Raw genomic sequence first — 23,408 nt, forward strand, 5'->3', positions numbered from 1 at the left:
CGCTATTCGCTCCGGCTCGCCAGCGCATTGACGGCGGCAACCGTGATCGCCGAACCACCGAGCCGTCCCTCGATCGTCAGCGCCGGCACCGGGGGCTCAGCCATCAATGCCGCCTTGGATTCCGCCGCGCCGACAAAGCCGACCGGACAGCCGATGATCGCCGCCGGCCTTGGGCAATTGGCGTCTTCCAGCATGTTGAGCAGATGAAACAGCGCCGTCGGCGCATTGCCGATCGCGACGATGGCGCCGCCCAGATGCGGCCGCCACAGTTCGAGCGCCGCCGCGGACCGCGTGTTGCGCATCGATCGCGCGAGTGCAGGTACCTTGACGTCACCAAGCGTGCAGAGGACGGCATTGCCGGCCGGCAGCCGCGCGCGCGTAATTCCTTCCGACACCATGCGCGCGTCGCAGAGGATCGGCGCGCCCTCCTGCAAGGCGGCTCGCGCGCGCGCAGCCATGCCTGATGTGAAGCGGACATGCGCTTCCAGGCCCACCATGCCGGCGGCATGGATCATGCGCACGACCACCGGCTCTTCGTCTGGCGTGAAGCGGGCAAGGTCGGCCTCGGAGCGAATGGTGGCAAAGGACTGGCGATAGATCGCCGCGCCGTCGGTCTCGTAGACGTGCGGCATCAATGGCCTCCCGTCAGCACGGAGGGATTTGCGACGAGGTACGAACTGGCCAGCCCTCGGATGACCGGCGCATCCCGCGTCGTGCCGCGGCGGATCAGATCAAAGCCGTCGTCTGTTGCAACGAGGGTAACATCCGCAGAACCGGAATGGGCGCAGCCCTTGGCGCAGCCGGAGACGTGAAGCCGCGCATCGGGTGGGATATGCCGCGCGAGCGCCGATGCCAGCATACGCGTATCCGCATGCGCCTCGCCGCAGCGCGGCGCACCGCTGCAGGCGACCACGCGCAGCCTGGGGTCGCCGGCATCAGTCACGAGGTCCGTCCCACGGGGCATCTCGCACATCCCCTCCACCAGCATCATCCGCCACGGCGTCATGCGAAGAGCCTGCGCGCACCCGGCAAGATCGCCGAGCGTCTGGTGCGGCATCTGCCCGAAGACGACGCCAACCATCGCGCCCGCCGGATAGAGGCCAGGCGCAGGGTCCGCCGATCGGACCACGGGCTCGGCATCGCCGCGAAGTGTCTCGGGAACGCTCGCACCGCCGGCCAGATGAGCCGCCATCCGCCGTTTTTCACCCCTGACTCCGCCGGAGGCGACGAACCACTCGGCCAGTGCCAGCGCCGCCTGCACAACCTCGCTCCGCCTGACCGAAAGCCCGCGCTGTGCGCCATCGGCACGTACCAGCAGTCCGCCGCTGCGATCGCGCTCGATCCTGATATCGGCGGATGCACCCGCCAGCATCCGCGCATTGCCGTCATCGATTGCGAAGCCGAACTTGGTTGGAAGATCAAGCGAGGCACTGGCAAGCCCCTGCTCAAGCTCGGTCGCAAGCGAGCGCGTCTCGTCGGCGGCAGTCCAGAACGGCGTCACCAGAATGTTGCGCTGTGCCTCGGCATTCGAGTCTGCGTCCAGCAACCCGAGCTCAGCGAGCCCGTCGACCAGGGGCGGATAACCTTCATCGCTGACGCCGCGGATCTGGAGATTGGCGCGGCTGGTCAGGTCGATCAGGCCGTTGCCGTATCGCGCCGCCAGCTCGGCGATTCCCGCCGCCTGCGCGGCGTCCAGCCGTCCGGCGCGCGGGCGAATGCGCACCACGAGGCCGTCGCCCGATAGCATCGGCCGCAGCGCGCCGGGACACCAGCCCTTGACCGCAACCGCGCTCATGAGGCCTCCTGCAACGCAGCCGCAATCGAATTGCGCCGCGTCTGCCAGAGCGAGGCTTCATGCAATCTCGTGAAGCAGGTCTCGATCGCCGCCAGTGCCGCCGGATTCTCGCGCGCCATGAAGCAGCGAACCTCGTCATTGCCGAGCGTCGCATCGTAGTAGAGATCGAACAGGTGCGGCGGCACCGCGCCGGCGAGATGGGCGAACGCCGCCATGTGCTCCAGCGTCGCCGAGATCTCGGCGGCACCACGGAAGCCATGGCGCATCATGCCCGCGATCCATGCAGGGTTGACCGCGCGCACCCGCACCACTCGCGAGATTTCCTCGGTCAACGCGCGGGCATGCGGCCGATCCGGCCGCGTCGCATCGAGGTGATAGAGCGCCGGGATTTTTGTGCCAAGGCGCCGGGCCGCCGCCGCGATGCCGGCCTCGTGCGCGGCATAGTCCGCCGCCAGCAGCAGATCGGTCTCCGGCAGATCCTGGGTGTGAACAAAACTGTCCGCGGCCGCGAGCCGCGCCTCGATGCCGGCGCGATCGGGCCGCATCTCGCCGTCGGCTGCGAGAGCCCATGACGATGCAGACAGCCAGGCTTCGCCGGCTGCCTCACGTGCCGCCTCGGTGAAGACATCCGGCATCGACGCAATGCCAACGCCATAATATCCGGGGCGAGGACCGAACACGCGCGAGATGCGCTCTCGGTAAGGATTCTCGTCCGCCTCATCACAGCGTTCGGACAACGCCTCCGCCGCCGCTTCGAACAACTGGGCCAGCCCTGAGAAGACGTCGCGGAACAGCCCCGACACGCGCAACGTCACGTCGATGCGCGGCCGGCCGAGCTCCGCGGGCGCGATGATGTCGTAGCCCGACACCCGCCCCGATCCGTGATCCCAGCGCGGCGCGATGCCCGCGAGGTGCAGGGCCATCGCAAAGTCCTCGCCGGCAGTGCGCATCGTCGAGGAGCCCCAGAGGTCGACCACGAGTCCCTTCGGCCAGTCGCCGTGATCCTGCAAATGACGGCGCAGCAGCTCCTCGGCGAGCTTCACACCCTGCGCATGTGCCGACGGCGTTGGCACCGCGCGCGGATCGACCGCAAACAGATTGCGTCCGGTCGGCAGCACGTCGCCCCGTCCACGCCAGGGCGAGCCCGACGGCCCCGGCGCGACGCGCCGCCCCGCGAGCGCATCGCGCAGCGCCGCCCTCTCCGCCTCGCCGCAGGCGCCCTGCCCGAATATATGCAGGCCGTCGCCGAACTGGCTTTCCTTGAGATCGCAGACGAAACGATCGATCTGCGGAATGGCCTCGGCCGCGGAGACCGACGCGGCGAGACCGAGATCGTCTTCCAGCCCGGCGATGCGGGCTTCGTCGCGGATCGCGGCGATCAGGCGCTGCCGCCGCGCCGGATCGAGGCCGTCGGCAGTCGAATACTCATCGAGCAAGCGTTCGAGACTGCGCAGGCCTTCCGGCACCGCGGCCTGCGCCAGCGGCGGCGGCAGATGGCCGATCGTCACGGCACCGATCCGGCGCTTGGCCTGAGCCGCCTCGCCGGGATCGTTGACGATGAAGGGATAGACGACGGGCAGATCGCCGGTCAGCGCTTCCGGCCAGCATGCTGACGATAGCGCAACCGACTTGCCGGGCAGCCATTCCAGCGTTCCGTGCGCGCCCATGTGGACCACGGCATCGATGCCCTGCTGCCTGAGCCACAGATAGAACGCGACATAGGCATGGCGCGGCGTGCGCGACAGATCGTGATAGTCGGCATCGCGATGAGTGACCTCGCCGCGCTCCGGCTGAACGGCGATGATCGACTTGCCGCTTTGAACCGCCGAGAAATGAAACGCGCCGTCACGGCATTCGGGATCGTCCTCCGGGGTGCCCCATGCGCGCGCAAGATCGTCCTGGAGCTGCAGCGGAAGACTGGAGAGCGCCGTGCGATACTCGGCTACGTCCCATGTCAGCCTCCGGTGCAGAAGGACGTCGCCAAGCGACCTCACCGGCGCCAGATCAAACCCCGCGCCCGCGAGATCGGCCAGCAGCGCCTCGACCGAAGCCAGCGCATCGAGGCCGACGGCATGCGCGATCTGATGCGGACGGCCCGGGTAGTTCGAGAGCACCAGCGCAAGCTGCTTCTTTTGCGCCGGTTTGCTGGCAAGCCGATGCCAGGCTGCGACGCGCGCGGCAATTGCAGCGACGCGCTCGGCGTCCGGTCGATGCGCAAGATGCGCGAATTGCAGCTCGGGATCGCGCTCACCAGGCGATTTGAAGCTCACGACGCCCGCGAACAGGCGGCCGTCGACCTCCGGCAGCACCACATGCATCGCGAGATCGCCGGGCGAGAGCCCGCGGAGCGACAAGGCCCAGTCCTCGCGCCGCGCCGTCGACAAAGCGACCTGGAACACCGGGCACGATGCAGCGTCGAACGGCGTCGTGCCGTCGTCACCGGCCGCGGAGAACGCGGTCGCATTGACGATGGCCGCTGGAACGCATTGCGCGAACTGGACACGCAGCCAATCGGCCACGCCCGCCGCCTTCAGCGAGGTGACGAACACGCCGTGCGCATCAAAACCCCTGTCGCGCAGTGCATCGATCAAGGCATCGACCGGCGCCGTGTCGCCGGCCGCGAGATAAGAACGATAAAACGTCACCAGCACGCGCGGCCGGCCGTCCGGTGCCGGCAACGCCGCGATGGCACCGCGCCGGGAATCGTAGACGCCGATCTCCGGAAGATCGATCTCGCCGACCACAGGCCCGGCATAAAGTCCGGACGCCAGCGCCAGTTGCGCGATCACGGCCTGCGCGGCAACGGGGCCGCCCTTGTCGCACAGCACCTTGAGACGGCGCAGCGTCGAGACCGGCAAGGTCGAGAATCCATCCAGCCGCAAATCGTCGCGACCATCGGCCGGCAGCACGACCAAGGCAATGCCGCGCTCCTTCGCCAGCCGATGCACCGCAGCCAGCCCGTATGACCAATAGGGCTCGCCGCCGATCAGCCGCACCAAAATGCCGCGGGCGTGCGAGAGCGTCCGCTCGATATAGGTATCGACCGACAGCGGATGGCGCAGCTCCGCGAGATTGGCGAGCCGCAGCGACGGCAACGCAGCGCGGCCGCGCCGCCAGCCGGCCGCGAAGGCAGCAAGATCGCTGTCGGAAAACGACAACACCACGAGATCGGCCGGATCCTGGCCGAGGTCCCTAGGCGTCGCGGTCTCCTCAAGGCCGCGGCTCTCGCGGAAGACGACGTGCATCAGACACCAAGCCGTGCCCTGATCGCGGCTTCATCGATGTCCGCATGTTCGCCGATCACGACGAGCTTCGACTGCCGCGCCCGTGCGCCCCAGGGCATGTCGAACTGATGCCGCACCCGTTCGCCGACCGATTGCACCAGCAGCCGCATCGGCTTGCCTTCGACCGCGATGTAGCCCTTGGCGCGCAGCACGTTCTGCTCACGCGCCAGTCCCTTGATCGAGGCGACCAGCGCGTCGACATCCGAAACTTCCGGAAGATCGATCACGACGGAATTGAAATCGTCGTGCTCGTGTTCCTCCTCGCCATCGTGATGCGACGGCCGCGCCGCGAGATCGTTTTCCGCCGCCGCCTCGAGGCCGAGGATCACGCGCGCGTCGATCGTGCCGTCGACGACGGGCAGCATCGGCACCTCGCGCGGCATCTCGGCCCCGATCACCGCTTTCGCTGCCTTGATCCCCTCCGCCCCGGCAAGGTCGGCCTTGGTCAGCAGCACGAGATCGGCGCAGGCAATCTGGTCCTCGAACACTTCGGACAGCGGCGTCTCGTGGTCGAGATTGTCGTCCGCTGCGCGCTGCGCGTCCACCGCGGCCGGATCAGGCGCAAACCGGCCGGCGGCGACAGCCTCCGCATCGGCCAGCGCGATCACGCCGTCGACCGTGATCCGCGAGCGGATCTCCGGCCAGTCGAACGCTTTCAACAGCGGCTTCGGCAGGGCGAGCCCCGAGGTCTCGATCACGATATGATCGGGCTTCACGTTCCGCGCCAGCAACTGCTCCATCGCCGGGATGAAATCGTCGGCGACCGTGCAGCAGATGCAGCCATTGGCGAGCTCGACGATGTTCTCGGCCGGGCAATTGGCGTCGGCGCACGACTTCAGGATGTCGCCATCGACGCCTTCGCTGCCGAATTCGTTGACCAGCACTGCGAGTTTCTTGCCGTTGGCATTGCGGATCAGATGCTGGATCAGCGTCGTCTTGCCGGAGCCGAGAAAGCCGGTCACGACGGTGACCGGAATTTTGGCGAGCGTGGTCATTCTGCGGCCTCCGGCACGACGGGAAGAGGTGGAATGCGGGCGAGCGATTGCTTGCGGAAGATATCCGGACGGCTGCGCCACGGCACGATGCCGTCAGGCGCCGCCGCATAGGCGGAGGCACCGGCGATCACATCCGCGGCATTATCAGCGGACAGTCGGCCGTAGACATAGGACCATCGCCCCGGCGCGCTGAGCGCGACCGAGCAACCCTGGCTGCAGGCCGACAGGCATGCGACGGGAACCAGATTGACGTCATCGGGCACGCCGGCCTCGACGAGCGCGGCATGCAGGCGCGCACCGGGCGCGAGCTCACCTTCCGCCGGCGTCTGGCCGGCGCGGCAGGTGATGCAGACATGGAGTGTAACGCTCATCGCCCTTCCTGGATTGACGGCGGGAGCGATGAGGCACACGAACCGATTTTGGACAGGTTCGTTCCCCGTCGCGGAACACCCCGTCCGCCGGTCTCACAACATGCTGCGTTGGCAGGTCTCCCGGCTTGCGGAGCAGGTTTTACCCTTCGATGCCCGCCTTCCCGACTCCATATGGAATCAGTGGCTTGGGCATCTCTCCGGTCACGGTCGCGGGGGCGGCTGCGCTTCGGGCGAACCTTGCGGTCATCGCCCTATCGCATTCCCTCTTCGCCTGTCGTAGGACAGGAACCAACGCAGGACCACCATTCGTCCAAGCCTCGCACTTGTCAAGCCGAAGGAACGTAATGACTTCAGATGGAAACGACGCTGCGGACGGCGCCATCGGCACCGATTCTTCGCTGGATGCGCGCCACGCGGACAAGATGGCGAAAAAGAAGGCCGCCCGCGACCGCATCATGGCGACCAAGAGCGGCGAAAAGGGTCTGATCATCGTCCATACCGGCGCCGGCAAAGGAAAATCCTCCTCCGCCTTCGGCATGATCGTGCGCTGCGTGGCGCACGGCTTTCCCTGCGCCGTGGTGCAGTTCATCAAGGGCGCCTGGGATACCGGCGAGCGCCGCCTGCTTACCGGGCATTTCGGCGATCTCTGTCAGTTTCACGCGATGGGCGAAGGCTTTACCTGGGAGACGCAGGATCGCGCCCGCGACATCGCGGCAGCGCAAGCGGGCTGGGAGAAGGCCAAGCAGCTGATCGCAGACCCGAGCCTGCGCATGGTCGTGCTCGACGAGATCAACATCGCGCTACGCTACGATTATCTCGCGATCGCCGATGTCGTCGACTTCCTGACGACGTCGAAGCCGCCGATGACCCATGTCGTGCTCACCGGGCGCAACGCCAAGGACGAACTGATCGAGATCGCCGATCTCGTCACCGAGATGACGCTGGTGAAGCATCCGTTCCGCTCCGGCATCAAGGCCCAGCCAGGCGTCGAGTTCTGACAGACAGCACCATGGGGCGCGCATTGATGATCCAGGGAGCCGGCTCGGACGTGGGCAAATCGCTCATCGTCGCCGGCCTTGCGCGCGCGGCCAGACGGCGCGGCCTGCGCGTGCTGCCGTTCAAGCCGCAGAACATGTCGAACAATGCGGCCGTGACCGTCGACGGCGGCGAGATCGGCCGCGCGCAGGCCGTGCAGGCGCTTGCCGCCGGCGTCGAGCCGCACACCGACATGAACCCGGTGCTGCTCAAGCCCGAGAGCGATGTCGGCGCCCAGATCATCGTGCACGGCAAACGGATCGCCACCGCACGCGCGCGCGAATATGCCGGCATGAAACCGTCGCTGATGGGCGCGGTGCTGGAGAGTTTTGCGCGCCTGAAGCAGCGCGCCGATCTGGTGCTGGTGGAGGGCGCCGGCAGCCCCGCCGAGGTCAACTTACGCAAAGCCGACATCGCCAATATGGGCTTTGCACGCCGGGCCGACGTGCCGGTGGTGCTGGTCGGCGACATCGACCGCGGCGGCGTGATCGCGCAGCTCGTCGGCATCAAGACGGTGATCGATCCTGATGATGCCGCGATGATCCAGGGCTTTGTCATCAACAAATTCCGCGGCGATCCGACATTGTTCGACGACGGCTACCGCCTGATCGAAGCCCGCACCGCCTGGCGCGGCTTTGGCGTGCTGCCCTGGTTCGTCCGTGCCGGCGAACTTCCGGCCGAAGATGCGCTCGGGCTCGGCGAGGCACGCAAGCCCGGTCAGTGCAAGATCGCGTTCCTGGCGCTGTCGCGGATCGCCAATTTCGACGACCTCGATCCGCTGAAGCTCGAGCCCGGCGTCGATCTCGTGATGGTACGTCCAGGCGAAGCCATCCCGGGTGATGCGAAGCTCGTCATCCTGCCCGGCTCGAAATCGACCCGCGGCGATCTCGCCTTCCTGCGCGCGCAGGGCTGGGACATCGACCTCCTGGCGCATCATCGCCGCGGCGGCCATGTCCTCGGCCTGTGCGGCGGCTACCAGATGCTCGGACACAGCGTCGCCGATCCCGATGGGATCGAAGGTCCTGCCGGCGAAACGCGCGGTCTCGGGCTGCTCGATGTCACGACCACCATGACCGAACAGAAGACGCTGACGCGCGTCAGCGCGGTGCATGCCGCGACCAGCCAGCCGATCAGCGCCTACGAGATCCATATCGGCCGCACCGATGGCCCCGATCGCGCGCGGCCTTTTGCATCACTCGACGGTACGGCTGAGGGCGCGGTTTCTGCCAACGGGCGCGTTCACGGCAGCTATCTGCACGGCCTGTTCGCCTCGGACGAATTTCGCAAGGCTTTCCTCGCGCAACTCGACATCGCGGCGGCTGATCAGCCCTACGGCGCCAGGGTCGAGACCGCACTCGATGCGCTTGCCAAGCACATCGAGACCCATCTCGATGTCGACGGCCTGCTCGCGCTGGTGCGTTAAACGGGCAGCACGGCGGAAAGACGAGACCATTCGGCCTCGCTGCCCGGCAAGCCGAGGCGCAGCCATCCCGGTTTCTGCTGGAAAACCCGCGACCAGATCTGTGCACGCGCAAGCTTCGCCTGCGCGGCCAACGCATCGCCGGTCTCGTAGAGCCGGAACAACAGCGTGCCGCCGAGCAGCGTCCAGCCCTGCGATCGCGCCGCCGCGTCGAGCCTGACGCAGTCGTCCGCGAGCCGCGCGGCCGTGGCCTTGGCCCAGTCGCGATCGAGCAACGCGCGCCGTCCGATCGCAATCGCGGCGCCCGAAACCGGCCATGGGCCCGCCATCGCGGCAAGCGCGGCGATGTCTGCCTCGCTGCCGACAGCGAAGCCGAGCCGCAAGCCGGCAAGTCCGTAAAACTTGCCGAATGAGCGCAGGATCAGGAGCCCGGCGCGTCCTGCTTCCGGTGCAAGAGACAGGTCAGGAACGGCGTCCACAAAACTCTCGTCGATGACGAGCCGGCCAACGCGCGGCAACAGCGCCAGCAACTCCTGCCGGTCGTGGCGTCGTCCATCGGGATTGTTCGGATTGACGACGACGGCAATGTCCGCTCCCGCGAGCGCGGCGAGATCGGACATCTCGGCGACGTCCCAGCCGGCGGCCGACAACACCGCGGCATACTCATTGTAGGTCGGCGCCAGGATCCGCGCCCGCCCCTTGAGCGCCAGATGCGGCAGCAACTGAATGGCGGCCTGCGCACCGCCCATCGCCACCATCGGTGCGTCGGTGCCGTAGGGCTGCCGCGCGGCGGCGTGCAGCGATTCAAGATCGGATCGCGACGGCAACGCGCTCCAGTGCCGCGGCTCGACATCGACCAGGGGATACGGCACCCGATTAATCCCGGTCGACAGGTCGATCCAGTCGTCCGCGGCGCCGCCGAAGCGCTGCTGGGCGACATCAAGATTCCCGCCGTGCTCCCGCATGCGTCGCTCCTTCACGCCAGCGCCAGGGCGACGAACGCCGCAGCCAACAGCACCATGGCGTAGCGATAGAGTTTCAGCCCGGTGAGGACGTCAGCACCAGCCGGATCGCGCGCCCCCTCGTTCAGCCAGGGCTCATCGGCGATGTGACCGTGATAGATGCGGGGACCGCTGAGCCGGACGCCGAGCGCGCCGGCCATCGCGGCTTCCGGCCAGCCGGCATTCGGCGAGCGATGCCGCCGCGCATCGCGCAACATGCATGACCACGCCTGCGAACGGTTCGGCGCGAGCAGCACGAACAGAAGACCCGTCAACCGCGCTGGAACGAGATTGGCGAGATCGTCGATCCGGGCGGCCGCCCAGCCAAAGGCTTCGTGCCGCTCGGTGCGATGACCGATCATGGAGTCCAGTGTGTTGATCGCCTTGTAGCCAAGGATCCCCGGCAGGCCGAACAGCGCGCCCCAGAACACCGGCGCCACGATGCCGTCGGATGCATTCTCGGCGAGGCTCTCGATGGTGGCGCGCGCGATGCCGGCGTCGTCGAGCGTCGCCGGATCACGCCCGACAATTTGCGCGACCGCCGAACGCGCGGCTGTGATGTCGCCGGATAGAAGAGGATTTGCCACCGCGGCGACATGGTCATGCAGCGAACGCGCGGCAACCAGCGGCCATGCCAGGACACCGACGAGGACAACGCGAACCCATCCGGATGCGAGCACGGACTGAACGGTCCAACCGAGCGCGATCACCAGCGCGATCACGAGGATCGCAGCCGCAATGCCAGCCCCGCGCCGAAACGCCGGCGGATCGGAGGCGCGGTTCCATGCGCTGTCGACAAGATGGATCAGCCGGCCGAGCCAGCTCACGGGATGGCCGATGCGGGCAAACAGCCACGCCGGCCAGCCGATCAAGGCATCCACCGCCATCGCCACCGCCATCGCTCCCGCAAAACCCACGCAACCCTCTCCTCGCCGCGATCCCCCTGATGCGCAAGACATCGGCCGAGCGCAAGCCCTCCGGGACGGATTTCGGCTTTGTCTTTCTCCGCGATTGGTGGTTAGAGCGTTTGTGAACGACGTGCGTACCGGTCGCACAGGAGATGATATGGCCGTCATTCTGATCACGGGGGGAGCCCGGTCCGGCAAAAGCCGACGCGCCGAACTTCGTGCGCGCAGCTTTCCGGGACAGCCGGTCTATATCGCGACCGCCGAGGCACTCGATGCGGAAATGAATGAGCGGATCGCCAAGCATCGCGCGCGGCGCGGCAGCGACTGGATCGAGCGCGAGGTGCCGCTCGATCTCGTTGAAGTGCTGTCCGAGACCGATGGCGGCGGCGCGAGGCTGGTCGATTGTCTGACGCTCTGGCTATCCAATCTGCTGCATGCCGGGCGCGACTGGTCGCAGGAAGTGACGCGGCTGGCGGATGCGCTGTCGCGCCAGCACGGCCCGGTCGTACTGGTCACCAACGAGGTCGGTCTCGGCATCGTGCCGGACAATGCATTGGCGCGGACTTTCCGCGACGCCGCGGGAATCATGAACCAGACTATCGCCGGCATCGCGGACGAGGTCGAGTTCGTCGTTGCGGGCCTGCCAATGAAGCTTAAATGAAGTCCGAGATCGATCCTGCCAAAGGCCCCGCGATGGTCTCATTCGACGATACGTTTCGCCGCCAACTGCACGAACTGTTCGTGTGGCGGCGCGACGTGCGGCGGTTCCGGGCCGATCCGCTGCCGGATGGCACGATCGAGCGGCTGATCGAGATCGCCTGCCTGTCGCCTTCGGTCGGCCTGAGCCAGCCCTGGCGGTTCGTCATTGTCGACGACGAGGCACGACGCCGCGCCGTCATCGACGACTTCAGGGCCTGCAACGCCGATGCGCTGCGGTCCTATTCGGGCGAGCGTGCCGCCAAATATGCCGCGTTGAAATTATCAGGCCTGGAGGAAGCGCCGGGCCATCTCGCCGTGTTTGCCGAGAAGACCGACCAGATCGGCGCCGGTCTCGGCCGCGCGACGATGCCGGAGACGTCGGAATATTCCGTGGTGGCCGCGATCTGCTCGATGTGGCTTGCCGCGCGCGCCGAAGGCATCGGCATCGGCTGGGTATCGATCCTCAATCCAGAACGCATTCATGACGTTCTGGAAATCCCGCACTCCTGGAAATTTATCGGCTATCTCTGCATCGGTTACCCCCAGACCGAATGCGACCGTCCGGAGCTCGAACAGGCCAAGTGGGAATCGCGGCGAGGTCCGGATGAATTCACCATCCGACGCTGACCGGGCCCCTGCCGGCGACCGCACCTCAAGCTGTGACGCGCACTGGCGCGCCGACATCGCCTCGCTGGTCTTTCCCGTCCCGGAGCACCGCGCCATCTGCGCGGTGCATCGGGGCGCCTTTCGCACGCTGCTTGGCACCGATCCGACGGCGGACGCATGTCTCGCCCATTTCAGGCGATTTGAACAAGCCTTCAAGGCAGCCGCACGCGCCAAGATCGAGCGCAAGCGCATTCCCCTTGGAACAAATTTGCATCTTACCAGTCGCGACATCACCCGAAAGCTGCTAGAAGCCGATCAAATCGAATGTGGAGAACGACCATGAGCCAGTCCCAGACCGCGCAAACCCAGGTTACTCAAGCTCAGGTCACGCTGCCGATCGCTACCCGACAGGTCGGACGGCTTGCGCAGTCGTTGATGGCCATGACGCTCGGCCTGTTCATCGTCGGCGTGGTCGGCTTCTCGCACATCGACGTGATCCACAACGCCGCGCATGACGTGCGCCATTCCAACGCCTTCCCCTGCCACTGACCGCCTTTGCATGAGCACGTTTCGCTCGATCGTCTTCTCGTCAGTCATTGCCGGGTTCATCGTCGGCCTGATCGTCACCGCGGTCCAGCAATTCGGCACCGTTCCCCTGATCCTCAGGGCCGAGGTCTATGAGAAGACGGCCGCGCACAAGCACGAAGCCGCCGCGCCACCGCAGGCGATCCTCGTCCATGATCATGCGGATCATGATCATGCTGCGGAGGCCTGGGAGCCGCGCGACGGTCTGGAACGCAACGTCTATACCGCGGGGGCAAACATCCTGACCGCGATCGGCTTTGCGCTTCTGCTCGGCGGCTTCCTCGCGGTTCGCAGCGGCGCGACCGGCGAGCAGATCTCGTGGCATGAAGGCTTGATGTGGGGCCTTGCGGGTTTTGCCGTCTTCACCATCGCTCCGGGCCTCGGACTGCCGCCTGAATTGCCGGGCGTCCCCACCGCTCCGCTGCTCTCGCGTCAGATCTGGTGGGTGACGGCGGTGCTGGCGACCGCAGCCGGCCTCGGACTGATCGTGTTCCGGCGTTCGATGCCGGCCGCCATCGCCGGCGTGGTCCTGATCATGCTACCGCATCTGATCGGCGCGCCCGAGCTGCAGCATGTCGAGACCAACGTGCCTTCGTCCCTGTCGCATCAGTTCGTGGTCGCCGTCACGCTGACCAGCCTGGTGTTCTGGTCCCTGCTGGGCAGCCTGACGAGCGCCGCATTCGCCTATTTCGATCGGCCGGGCTCATCCGCTCGCGGTTGACAGCCGCTGCCTGAAAAACGCCGTTATCTCATCGCGGGCCGCGATGGTCGGCTGGCCGGCCTCGTCAATCAGATGCACCGTCACGACGCTGTGCGGTGTCGTGACGAAATGCCGGAAGAACGGCGGCACATCGCGGTTTGCCGCGCTGTCGGGAAGCACTCGCCCGATGAATCGGTCGCCGAGCGCCTCGCGATAGGCCGCAAAGCGCTGCGCCATGCAGAACTTGTCACCCTCAAAGCGATACGCCAGCACGGTCAGGTCTTCGCGCTCCAGCCGCTCGCGCACCGCTTTGACCTGCTCCGGCGCGATCTCGATGCCCGCCGGATCGTTCAACGGCAATGACGGCTGCGAAAGCACCGGCGCCAGCATCGACGGCTCCAGCATCATGGTGAGCGCGAAATTGCCGGTAAAGCACATCCCGATGGCCCCGACGCCGGGACCGCCGCATTCGCCATGGGCAAATCGCGCCAGCGCACGCAGCCATTGCGTCACGGGACTCGACTGGTTTGCGGCCATCGCACGAAACTCCGCGCTGACGCAGGCGCGCTGAAACACCGCGGCCCCCTCCTCCGCGCTTGCAATAGCGCCGTCACGGCCGAACAGCGACGGCATATAGACGGTGAATCCGGCATCGCGAACCCAGCGGGCGAAGCGGGCCACATGCGGGCTGATGCCCGGCATCTCCGCCATCACGATCACCGCAGGACCTGCGCCGCCAACATGGACGGTCTTGCCGGCACCATCGAGGGTAATCTGGCGGCGCTCGAAATCCTCGAGCGGATCGTCCTGGGTCATCGGCCGGTTCGGCATCGGCGGTCCTCCTGATCGTGATCGGCAGCGTCTCGGCGTCAGAGTTGCGATTTTCCGGCCCGGCAGCTAGTGTCAAAAATGACATTGATCGCGGATTTTATGACATGACCAATTTTACGACATGACCAAGGTCGCGGTTGTCGAGATCGACGGCTGCCTCGCGTCGGCGGCCGCCATCACCCACGACGTGCTGGCCATCGCCAACCGGATCAGCACGACGAAGCGCGCGCGCTTTGAGGTGACAACGCTGCGTTATGGGCCGAGGCGGCACGCCGGCCGATTGCGCGGCGCCGACCTCGTCATCGTTCCCGGACTCGGCTCGGCATCGGCCAGCGAACTGGAGCGGAAGCTGGCGACACCGGCATGTCGGCACGCCCGCGACATGCTGGTCACGGCGTTCGCGAACGGCGCGATGCTCGCCGCGTCATGCGCCAGCAGCTTCCTGCTGGCGGAGACCGGCCTGCTCGACGGCAAGCGAGCGACAACCACATGGTGGTTCGCGCCGCTGTTTCGGCAACGCTATCCGAGTGTCGAGCTGATGACGGAGCGGATGGTGGTGGCCGACTGGCCGATCGCAACCGCCGGCGCGGCGATGGCGCAGATGGACCTGATGCTAGCGGTGATCACGCGTTTCGGCAGCCCGGCGCTCGCCAAGGGCTGCGCCAATTACCTGCTGCTCGGCGAGCGGCATTCGCAGGCGCCATTCATGGCGATCAATTATCTTGCCAGCCAGGACCCCAAGGTCGCCAGGGCCGAGAAATGGGTGCGCAGCAACATAGCGCGCGACTTCACGATCGGGGACGTCGCCGCTGCCGTCGCGCTGGCGCCACGGACATTTGCCAGACGGCTCGAGTCGATCTGCGGCGTGTCGCCCATTCAATTCGTGCAACGCATCAGGATCGAGACGGCGCGGTCGCTGCTCGAGACCACGCGGCTTTCCGTCGAAGAGATCGCGGGCAAGGTTGGATATGCCGAGCCATCGACCCTCCGCCGGCTGATCCGGCGCGAAACGCGGCATTCGCCGCGGCATTTCCGCTCAGCCGGTTGATCCGCAACGATGCCGCATCCGCGATGAAATCATCACGCCGAGAGCCACGCGAATGCGCGGCGCAAGAATGCCGGCGCATCCTTTTCGACTGGCGTTCCATGGGCCATCAGCACCTTTTCGGCGGGCCACGCCAGAATCCTTTGCAAGGCCGCGCGCGGCGCGGCGGCCCGTGAAGGCAACGCGGAACTTGACCGTCGGGCGCCGCATCCAACGCCGCGCGCTCCGCCGGCGTTGCGGGTTCATTTACCATGCCCGGCGTGACAGGCCGCGGACAAGGGCAATGTCGATCATCGGTTCCGATCGCGCCGCGGCCAATTGCAACGATCGGGTTTACGCAACCTTAGACGATTTGATCCAAATGTTGCGCGTGCACGACGCGATTGGGATGAAGCGGCCGATGTCGCAGAAGTCGGACCTCGAGGGACACAGGCTGGCCTTCGCTGATGACGCCGCGCGTCACCTCGCGGCGAATGACGCGGATCGTGGCGCTGTGATGCCGCGCGCAACTATCGGCCGGATGTCAAGCGCGTCCGCAAGTCAGCCGCAAACGGCAATCGCGCATTCACCGCGGACCGGCGCGGGCGCGCTGGTCTCCGCGCTGCGTGAGGCCGACTGGCTCACGGCTGACCGTGTCACCGCCTTCACCCGCGTATTTCTCGTCCTGTTCATCGGCTGCATCGCGATCATCCCATGGGCTGCGCCGACGATGGATGTCGGCCATGATTTCGCGGCGTTCTGGACGGCGGCAAAGCTCGCGCTCGAAGGCCGCGCCGGCGACGCCTATGGCGACACGGGCCGCGCCGCCGTAGCCGCCGTGCTCGGTCAGAACACCTACGCACCGTTCTTCTACCCGCCGACGTCGCTGCTGTTCTGGCTGCCCTTCGCACTGGTTCCCTTTGCAACGGCCGCCGTCATCTGGATTGTCACGACCGGCGCCGCCTATGCAGCCGCGGTGAGAGCCATGCTCGAGCGCGGCTCCGTCGTTCCCGCGCTCGCCTTTCCCGCCGTGTGGGTGTGCGCGCTGTTCGGACAGAATTCGCTGTTCTCGGCGGCCCTGCTCGGCGGATCGGCCGCCACGCTGGACCGCTATCCGGTGATCGCCGGCGTGCTGCTCGGCTGCTTCAGCTACAAGCCGCAGATCGCCCTGCTTGCGCCGCTGGTGCTGATCCTGGCGCGGCGCTGGCACGCGCTCGCTGCAGCGGCCGCAACGACGCTCGTGCTTGTGCTGGCGGCCACCGCCGTCTTCGGGATCGACCCGTGGATCAAGTTCGTTGCGGTTCTGCCGGAGGCGAGCGCCTGGAGCCTCGGCGGCGGCCCCGGTTTCGAGAAGTTCGCCAGTCCCTATGCCGCGATCAGGCTGGCCGGCGGATCCAGCAGCACGGCCTGGTTCGTCCAGGTGACCGCGGCCGCGATCGCGATCACCGTCCTGATCCTGGTGCTGCGAAAACGTCCCGGCGGCGCCGCCGAGATCGCGCTGATGGTGGCGATGACCGGCCTGTGCGTGCCGTCGCTCGGCAACTATGAGGTCGTGATCCTGGCGATCCCGGGCGCGTGGCTGATCGCGCAGGCGCTTGCGCAGGGCTGGCTGCCCTACGAACGCATCGCTCTCGCTGCGCTTTATTTGACGCCGTTCGCGATGGTGCCTGCGGGCGCCAACGGCCTGCAACTGGCACCGATCGCCGCTGCGGCAGTTGCCATCCTCGTCGTGCGCCGCATCAGGCATCTGCCATTCCTCGATGCTCCGGCCGAAATCGGCCAACCCCTGATTTGCCCGACGGCGCAAGCCCCCCAGCAAAAATAGCGCAACTCCGTGGGGAGAGTCAGTGTCGTCCCGGCGAAAGCCAGGACGACAGCGAACAAGCCGTTTGACATGCGCCGGCATCCTGCCCTGGTATTGTGACTGCGTGGCGGTCAGCGGCGCTGGTTGTAGACATCGATGCAGACGGCGCCAAGCAGGACGAGACCCTTGATCACTTGCTGATAATCGATGCCGATACCGAGGATCGACATGCCGTTGTTCATGACGCCCATGATCATGGCACCGACCACCGCGCCGCCGACCCGGCCGACACCGCCATAGGCCGACGCACCGCCAATGAAGCAGGCGGCGATCACATCGAGCTCGAAGCCGAGACCGGCCTTCGGCGTCGCGGTGTTGAGCCGGGCTGCGAACACCAGCCCGGCGAGCGCGGCCAGCACGCCCATGTTGACGAAGGTGAAGAAGGTGAGCCGTTCGGTCTTGACGCCCGACAGTTTCGCCGCCTTGGCATTGCCGCCCACCGCGTAGATCTGCCGCCCGATCACCGTCCGCCGCGTGACGAAGCCATAGAGCGCGATCAAGGCGGTCATGATCACGAGCACGTTGGGCAGGCCGCGATGCGAGGCGATCAGATAGGTGAAGTAGAGCACCGCGCCCGCCAGCGCGATGCTCTTGACGATGAAAAATGCGTAGGGCTCGACGGCGATGCCGTGCGCCTGCTCGCGCGCCCGGCTCCTGGCGGTGGCCAGGACCAGGACAAACGCCAGCACGATGCCGATCGCGAGCGACGTCGGATAGAGCGTGCCGGCGCTCGGGAACAGCTCGGGGATGAAGCCCGACGACAGCTTCTGGAAGGTCGGCGGGAACGGCCCGACCGACTGGCCCTGCAGCACCGCAAGCGCGAGGCCCTTGAACACCAGCATGCCCGCCAGCGTCACGATGAAGGACGGAATGCCGAAATAGGCCACCCAATAGCCCTGGGCCGCGCCGATCGCGGCGCCGACCAAAAGGCAGGCGACGAAGGCGATCGGGTAGCTGACATGGTAGCGCACCATCAGCACCGCCGCGACGGCGCCGACGAAGCCCGCGACGGAGCCGACCGAAAGATCGATGTGCCCGGTGACGATCACCAGCAGCATGCCGAGCGCCATGATGACGATGTAGCTGTTCTGCAGCACAAGATTGGTGAGGTTGAGCGGCTGCAACAGCGTGCCGTCGGTCACGATCTCGAAGAACAGCATGATCGCGAGCAGCGACAGCAGCATGCCGTAGTTGCGCAGATTGTTCTTGATGAAGCCGGAATGCCTGGGGGTCTCGGAAAGTGATACCGTCTTGTCGGTCATGGCGCCCCTCCTCCGGCGCGTGCCGCCCCTTCGTCGGCGCCGCGTTCGGACATTCTGACATTGCGCATGATGGCGCGCATGATCTTCTCCTGCGTCGCATCGTGCCTTGCGAACTCGCCGACGAAGGCGCCGTCATTCATCACGCAGATCCGGTCGCAGATGCCGAGCAGCTCGGGCATCTCCGAGGAGATCACCACGACGCCCCTGCCGGCCTCCGCCAGCTCGTTGATGATGGAGTAGATCTCGTATTTGGCCCCGACGTCGATCCCGCGCGTCGGCTCGTCCAGCAGCAGCACCCTCGGATCGGTCATCAGCCATTTCGACAGCACCACCTTCTGCTGGTTGCCGCCCGAGAGATCGCTGGTCGCCTGGTAGACGTCGGAACAGCGGATCCGCATCCGGGTGCGGTAGTCGCTCGCAGCTTTCAGCTCGGCGACATCGTCGATCACGCCGCGCTCCGACACCTGGCGCAGGCTCGCCACCGTCACGTTCTTGCGGACGTCGGCGGCAAGGATCAGCCCGAGCTGCTTGCGGTCTTCCGTGACATAGGCGATGCCGGCATCGATCGCGGCCGGCACGCTGGACAGATCGGCCTCGCGTCCATCGAGGCGGACCTTGCCAGAGACGTTGGTACCCCAGGCGCGGCCGAACAAGCTCATCGCGAACTCAGTGCGGCCGGCGCCCATCAGGCCGGCGATGCCGACCACCTCGCCGCGGCGTAGCGTGAAGTCGACGTTTTTGATCACCTGCCGCTCGGGATGCAGCGGGTGATACACCGACCAGTTCTCCACCGTCATCACGGGTTCGCCGATCTCCGCCTTCCGCTCGGGGAAGCGGTGCGCGAGATCGCGGTCGACCATGCTGCGGATGATGCGGTCCTCCTCGATGCGCTCGGTCCGGCAGTCGATGCTGTCGACGGTGCGGCCGTCGCGCAGCACCGTGATGCGGTCGGCGACGCGCGCAACCTCGTTCAGCTTGTGCGAGATCAGGATCGAGGCAATGCCCTGCTCGCGGAAGGCCAGGAGCCGCTCGAGCAAGGCGGCGCTGTCGGCCTCGTTGAGGCTTGCGGTCGGCTCGTCGAGGATCAGGAGGCGCACCCGCTTGGACAGCGCCTTGGCGATCTCCACAAGCTGCTGCTTGCCGACGCCGAGGTCGGTGACCAGCGTGTCCGGCGGTTCCCGCAAGCCGACCTGCGCCAACAGTTCGGCGGTCCGCCTATGCACCGCGTTGCGGTCGATGACGCCGAACCGCGACGGCGGATGCGACAGGAAGATGTTCTCGGCAATCGACATCAGCGGGATCAGCGCCAGCTCCTGATGGATGATGATGATCCCGAGCGCCTCGCTGTCGTTGATGTCGCGGAAGCGCCGCTCCTCGCCGTCGAACACGATCGATCCATCGTAGCTTCCTGCCGGATAGACCCCGCTCAGCACCTTCATCAAGGTCGACTTGCCGGCGCCGTTTTCGCCGACCAGCGCATGGATCTGCCCGGCCTCGACGGTGAAGCTGACCTCGCGCAGCGCCTGCACGCCGGCAAAGCTCTTGCTGACGCCGCGCATCTCAAGCATTGCCGTCATCGGATCATGTCCCGCAGCGTCGATCGTCCCCGGCGCGGTTCGCCGCCGCTCACCCGCCTGTCAGCCCTAGTCGAATTGCGAGCGCTTGTAATAGCCGCTGTCAATCAGGACTTTCTCCCAATTGGTCTTATCCACCACGACCGGCTTGAGGAGATAGGACGGAACCACCTTGACCCCGTTGTTGTAGGTCTTGGTATCGTTGACGCTGACGTCCTTCTTGCTCAACACGGCGTCGACCATGTCGGCCGTCACCTTGGCGAGGTCGCGGGTATCCTTGAAGATGGTCGAATATTGCTCGCCGCGCAGCATCGCCTTGATCGAGGGGACTTCGGCATCCTGCCCGCTGATGTACGGCATCGGCTGGTCCTTGCTGCCGTAACCAACGCTCTTCAGCGAGGAGATGATGCCGATCGACAGGCCGTCATAGGGCGACAGCACCGCATCGACGCGCTTCTTGCCGTAGAACGCACTGAGCAGGTTGTCCATCCGCGCCTGCGCGGTCGCGCCGTCCCAGCGCAGCGTCGCGACCTTGTTCATGCCCGTCTGGCCGCTGCCGACCACGAGCTTGCCGCTGTCGATATAGGGCTTCAACACCGACATCGCGCCGTCGTAGAAGAAGTACGCATTGTTGTCGTCGGGCGAACCGCCGAACAGTTCGATGTTGAAGGGCCCCTTGCCCTCCTTGAGCCCGAGCGCGTTCTCGATCGACTGGGCCTGCAACACGCCGACCTGGAAATTGTCGAAGGTCGCGTAATAGTCGACATTGGGGGTGTCGCGGATCAGACGGTCATAGGCAATCACCGTGATGCCCTGGGCCTTGGCCTGCTTCAAGACATCGGACAAGGTGGTGCCGTCGATGGCGGCGATGACCAGCACCTTGGCACCCTTGGTCACCATGTTCTCGACCTGGGAGAGCTGGTTCGGAATGTCGTCTTCGGCATATTGCAGATCGGTGCCGTAGCCGCGCTCCTTCAGCACCTTGACCATGTTGTTGCCGTCGTCGATCCAGCGTGCCGAGGATTTGGTCGGCATCGCGATGCCGATGGTCGGCTTGCTCTGGGCCATGGCGTCGCGATCCGACACCGTCGCGGCAAGGCCGGCCAGCGCGAGCGCAAACAAGCTGGTCTTCAATTTGAACATGCTTCACTCCCTCGTTTTCTTTGAGTTGCGATTCCGTTTGCCGTGGACAGCGTCAATCGGCAGCTATCATTCGTGGGCGGACCGCAGATCTACGGCGGTGTCAGACCGGCGCCGGGACCGTCACGAACCGAAATTGCGGAATGTCGATCGAACCCGTCAACAGCGCCAATGCTCACTCCGCACGATCGGCCATGTCGATCCCGCAATGCCCGGTTCATCCGCGAGTCATGCCGTGGAACGAACAAGACGCAGGAACGACGTGGATGATCTTGAGGCGCCCATCTCCCGGAATTGTTGGCGAGCGCCAGCATCCGCCAGAACCTCCGGCGGTGTGGCCCTGCTTTTTGCGCCCTTTGATTGATGTTGCTCCCACCGCACGGATGCAAGCACCGACTGGCCATTTATTTAATTATCCGAAGAAATTGATCGGGGATGTGGAGGATCGCGAGGCGCCGTTTGGAATTGTCGACAAGTCTCATAGCTCTCCAGGTCGCACGAAACCAGTTTTGGCAACCTTCGGTGGGATTGTGCCCCTACCCTGCTATGGACGCAAGCTCCATTTATTTAACAACACGAATAAATTTGCCGAAACTGGCAGCGGCCTTCAGGCATCGATGTCAGAGAGATCGTCGACGACCAGCAGTGCCTCGGCAAAATCGTCGTCGCTGAAATAGGTGCTGCGGGTGATGACGACGGGGATACCGGCGCCTGCCGCGGCAGCAAGGCCGTTGCCGGAATCCTCAACGGCGACGCAATCTCCCGGCCCGAGCCCGAGCCGGGTCAGGACCTCGGTGTAGACATCGGGCGCCGGCTTCTTCCGCGGCACGTCGTCGCCGGCAACGATCGCCTCGAACTGATCGGCCCAGTCCAGCCCGAGCGAAACCGAGAGTAGCGCATCGATATTGCCATGCGAGGTGGTCGTTGCGATCGCCAGGCGCTGGCCGCGGCTGCGCGCGCCGGCGAGCCAGGCCCTGACGCCCGGCCGCAACGGACAACCGCCGGCGGCGATCAGCGCGGCGTAGCGCGCGGTCTTGATCCTGTGCAGGTCGGCGATCTCGGCGAATGTCAGCATTGGGACCGCGTTGCGCTGGTCGAAGGCGCGGATGCGCTCCTTGCCGCCGGCCACCCGAAGCAGCCGCGCATAAGTGACCTGGTCCCAAAACCAATCGAGGCCGGCTTCGGCAAAGGCCTCATTGAAAGCGCGGCGGTGCACCTCCTCGGTTTCGGCGAGCGTGCCGTCGACATCGAAGATCAAGGCGCGAGCGCTCGCAATGATGTCGCGCATCCCGGCGGACCGGATCACGGCGAGCGCCTCGTTCATCGTCCCTCGCCCGGCGCACCGGCGCCTTTGACGAACACCCGGCTGGCAAGCACGTCGCCGGCCTCGATCGACATCACATCGTCGGCGGTGAGCGTGCGGTCGAGCTTCGCCACGATCCGGTTGGCCTGGCGCAACCGGATGCGGTCGAGCGCGTTGCGGATCGAGCGCGCATTGGAGAACAGCGGCTGTTCCTTCCGCACGGCAATGTAACGGATGAAGGCCTCGCGTGCTTCGGGAGAGAAACGATAATTCTGCTGCTGCAACATCAGCTCGGCGATCCAGAGCAGTTCGCCGTCCGAATAGTCCGGGAAGTCGATGTGATGCGCGATGCGGGAGCGGAAGCCCGGATTGCTCTGGAAGAACTTCTCCATGCGGTCGCCATAGCCGGCCAGGATCACCACCAGATCCTCGCGCTGCTGTTCCATCACCTGCAGCAGGATCTCGATCGCCTCCTGCCCGTAGTCGCGCTCGTTTTCGGGGCGATAGAGGTAATAGGCCTCGTCGATGAACAGCACGCCGCCCATCGCCTTCTTCAATATCTCTTTCGTCTTCGGCGCGGTGTGGCCGATATATTGGCCGACGAGGTCGTCGCGCGTGACGCTGATGACGTGGCCGCGGCGCACGAAGCCGAGCCGATGCAGGATTCCGGCCATCCGCAGCGCGACCGTGGTCTTGCCGGTGCCGGGGTTGCCGGTGAACGACATATGCAGAGTCGGAAACGTCGTCGCCAGCGCCATCTTCTGCCTGATGCGTTCGACCAGCAGCAGCGATGCAATCTCGCGGATGCGGGTCTTCACCGGTTTCAGGCCGATCAATTCGGAATCGAGCTGGTCGAGCACGTCGCCGATGCCGAGGTCGGCGAATTCGTGGCGAAGGTCGATGGTCTCGAGCGGGGTCTCGCGGATTTGTTCTTGCGCCTGGGTCATGATCCCTTCTCGCCTGGAAAAGCTCCGTCGCCGCGGGGGCGACGACGGAGAAGTGCATCCGGAC

The 23,408-nt window shown here is 65.9% G+C and carries 23 protein-coding genes and 1 riboswitch; of the genes, 10 read left to right on the forward strand and 13 right to left on the reverse strand.

What is annotated here, in order from left to right:
• Positions 1–2: 2 nt before the first annotated feature.
• From JEY66_RS29140 to JEY66_RS29160, 5 genes are read right to left on the reverse strand one after another with little or no spacing between them, the layout of a single operon-like run.
• Complete coding sequence (locus tag JEY66_RS29140; RefSeq protein ID WP_018270814.1) at positions 3–632, reverse strand: precorrin-8X methylmutase; 630 nt, start codon at positions 630–632, stop codon at positions 3–5.
• Entirely contained in the window at positions 632–1,795 is a 1,164-nt protein-coding gene (gene cobG / locus JEY66_RS29145; RefSeq protein ID WP_018270813.1) for a precorrin-3B synthase, read from the reverse strand. Before cobG ends, JEY66_RS29140 begins: the two co-directional genes overlap by 1 nt.
• A complete protein-coding gene (gene cobN / locus JEY66_RS29150) occupies positions 1,792–5,040 on the reverse strand; it encodes a cobaltochelatase subunit CobN (RefSeq protein ID WP_018270812.1) in 3,249 nt (1,082 codons plus the stop codon). The genes cobG and cobN overlap by 4 nt, the downstream gene beginning before the upstream one ends.
• Complete coding sequence (gene cobW, locus JEY66_RS29155; protein WP_018270811.1) at positions 5,040–6,074, reverse strand: cobalamin biosynthesis protein CobW; 1,035 nt, start codon at positions 6,072–6,074, stop codon at positions 5,040–5,042. The genes cobN and cobW overlap by 1 nt, the downstream gene beginning before the upstream one ends.
• Entirely contained in the window at positions 6,071–6,445 is a 375-nt protein-coding gene (locus JEY66_RS29160) for a DUF1636 family protein (RefSeq protein WP_018270810.1), read from the reverse strand. Before JEY66_RS29160 ends, cobW begins: the two co-directional genes overlap by 4 nt.
• Before the next feature lie 93 nt (positions 6,446–6,538).
• Positions 6,539–6,753, reverse strand: a riboswitch (cobalamin riboswitch).
• 36 nt (positions 6,754–6,789) lie between these two features.
• Between JEY66_RS29160 and cobO the strand changes: the two genes are divergently transcribed.
• Positions 6,790–7,443: a cob(I)yrinic acid a,c-diamide adenosyltransferase gene (gene cobO, locus JEY66_RS29165; RefSeq protein ID WP_018270809.1), complete on the forward strand. Its 654-nt coding sequence runs from the start codon at positions 6,790–6,792 to the stop codon at positions 7,441–7,443.
• 11 nt (positions 7,444–7,454) lie between these two features.
• Positions 7,455–8,903 (forward strand): cobyric acid synthase, encoded by a 1,449-nt coding sequence (locus tag JEY66_RS29170; RefSeq protein WP_018270808.1) that lies wholly within the window; start codon positions 7,455–7,457, stop codon positions 8,901–8,903.
• Here JEY66_RS29170 and cobD read toward each other — a convergent pair.
• Positions 8,900–9,865 (reverse strand): threonine-phosphate decarboxylase CobD, encoded by a 966-nt coding sequence (gene cobD, locus JEY66_RS29175; protein ID WP_018270807.1) that lies wholly within the window; start codon positions 9,863–9,865, stop codon positions 8,900–8,902. The genes JEY66_RS29170 and cobD overlap by 4 nt on opposite strands.
• 11 nt (positions 9,866–9,876) lie before the next feature.
• Entirely contained in the window at positions 9,877–10,818 is a 942-nt protein-coding gene (gene cbiB / locus JEY66_RS29180) for an adenosylcobinamide-phosphate synthase CbiB (RefSeq protein WP_026192561.1), read from the reverse strand.
• A 148-nt stretch (positions 10,819–10,966) separates the two neighbouring features.
• Here cbiB and cobU point away from each other — a divergent pair, with 148 nt between their 5' ends.
• From cobU to JEY66_RS29205, 5 genes are read left to right on the forward strand one after another with little or no spacing between them, the layout of a single operon-like run.
• On the forward strand, positions 10,967–11,470 hold the full coding sequence (cobU, locus tag JEY66_RS29185) for a bifunctional adenosylcobinamide kinase/adenosylcobinamide-phosphate guanylyltransferase (protein WP_018270805.1): 504 nt from the start codon (positions 10,967–10,969) through the stop codon (positions 11,468–11,470).
• Between the two features lie 32 nt (positions 11,471–11,502).
• Positions 11,503–12,135, forward strand: coding sequence for a 5,6-dimethylbenzimidazole synthase (gene bluB / locus JEY66_RS29190; RefSeq protein WP_026192560.1), 633 nt, complete (start codon positions 11,503–11,505; stop codon positions 12,133–12,135).
• The gene (locus tag JEY66_RS29195; protein ID WP_051110090.1) at positions 12,113–12,457 is read left to right on the forward strand and encodes a hypothetical protein; all 345 of its coding nucleotides are present in this window, start codon (positions 12,113–12,115) and stop codon (positions 12,455–12,457) included. The genes bluB and JEY66_RS29195 overlap by 23 nt, the downstream gene beginning before the upstream one ends.
• Positions 12,454–12,663, forward strand: coding sequence for a CbtB domain-containing protein (locus JEY66_RS29200; protein WP_038376083.1), 210 nt, complete (start codon positions 12,454–12,456; stop codon positions 12,661–12,663). The genes JEY66_RS29195 and JEY66_RS29200 overlap by 4 nt, the downstream gene beginning before the upstream one ends.
• A gap of 10 nt (positions 12,664–12,673) precedes the next feature.
• Complete coding sequence (locus tag JEY66_RS29205) at positions 12,674–13,420, forward strand: CbtA family protein (protein ID WP_018270803.1); 747 nt, start codon at positions 12,674–12,676, stop codon at positions 13,418–13,420.
• On the opposite strand, the gene JEY66_RS29210 is transcribed toward JEY66_RS29205, so the two are convergent.
• Positions 13,403–14,230: a dienelactone hydrolase family protein gene (locus tag JEY66_RS29210; protein WP_016845663.1), complete on the reverse strand. Its 828-nt coding sequence runs from the start codon at positions 14,228–14,230 to the stop codon at positions 13,403–13,405. The genes JEY66_RS29205 and JEY66_RS29210 overlap by 18 nt on opposite strands.
• Positions 14,231–14,351: 121 nt before the next feature.
• Between JEY66_RS29210 and JEY66_RS29215 the strand changes: the two genes are divergently transcribed.
• Positions 14,352–15,278 (forward strand): GlxA family transcriptional regulator, encoded by a 927-nt coding sequence (locus JEY66_RS29215; RefSeq protein WP_018270802.1) that lies wholly within the window; start codon positions 14,352–14,354, stop codon positions 15,276–15,278.
• 397 nt (positions 15,279–15,675) lie between these two features.
• Entirely contained in the window at positions 15,676–17,079 is a 1,404-nt protein-coding gene (locus JEY66_RS29220; protein ID WP_157183444.1) for a glycosyltransferase family 87 protein, read from the forward strand.
• Between the two features lie 110 nt (positions 17,080–17,189).
• Here the strand turns inward: JEY66_RS29220 and mmsB are convergent, their stop codons facing one another.
• The 3 genes from mmsB to chvE all read right to left on the reverse strand — a co-directional run bounded on the left by mmsB (position 17,190) and on the right by chvE (position 21,097).
• The gene (mmsB, locus tag JEY66_RS29225; protein ID WP_018270800.1) at positions 17,190–18,380 is read right to left on the reverse strand and encodes a multiple monosaccharide ABC transporter permease; all 1,191 of its coding nucleotides are present in this window, start codon (positions 18,378–18,380) and stop codon (positions 17,190–17,192) included.
• Complete coding sequence (mmsA, locus tag JEY66_RS29230; protein ID WP_018270799.1) at positions 18,377–19,957, reverse strand: multiple monosaccharide ABC transporter ATP-binding protein; 1,581 nt, start codon at positions 19,955–19,957, stop codon at positions 18,377–18,379. The genes mmsB and mmsA overlap by 4 nt, the downstream gene beginning before the upstream one ends.
• Before the next feature lie 66 nt (positions 19,958–20,023).
• The gene (gene chvE / locus JEY66_RS29235; RefSeq protein ID WP_018270798.1) at positions 20,024–21,097 is read right to left on the reverse strand and encodes a multiple monosaccharide ABC transporter substrate-binding protein; all 1,074 of its coding nucleotides are present in this window, start codon (positions 21,095–21,097) and stop codon (positions 20,024–20,026) included.
• 140 nt (positions 21,098–21,237) lie between these two features.
• Here chvE and JEY66_RS29240 point away from each other — a divergent pair, with 140 nt between their 5' ends.
• Entirely contained in the window at positions 21,238–21,771 is a 534-nt protein-coding gene (locus JEY66_RS29240) for a hypothetical protein (protein ID WP_129964932.1), read from the forward strand.
• Here the strand turns inward: JEY66_RS29240 and JEY66_RS29245 are convergent.
• Together JEY66_RS29245 and cbbX are read right to left on the reverse strand one after the other, a co-directional pair.
• Complete coding sequence (locus JEY66_RS29245) at positions 21,702–22,418, reverse strand: HAD-IA family hydrolase (RefSeq protein WP_018270797.1); 717 nt, start codon at positions 22,416–22,418, stop codon at positions 21,702–21,704. The genes JEY66_RS29240 and JEY66_RS29245 overlap by 70 nt on opposite strands.
• Entirely contained in the window at positions 22,415–23,344 is a 930-nt protein-coding gene (gene cbbX / locus JEY66_RS29250) for a CbbX protein (RefSeq protein ID WP_018270796.1), read from the reverse strand. The genes JEY66_RS29245 and cbbX overlap by 4 nt, the downstream gene beginning before the upstream one ends.
• Positions 23,345–23,408: the final 64 nt, after the last annotated feature.

The organism is Bradyrhizobium elkanii USDA 76, from assembly GCF_023278185.1.
Lineage (GTDB): Bacteria > Pseudomonadota > Alphaproteobacteria > Rhizobiales > Xanthobacteraceae > Bradyrhizobium > Bradyrhizobium elkanii.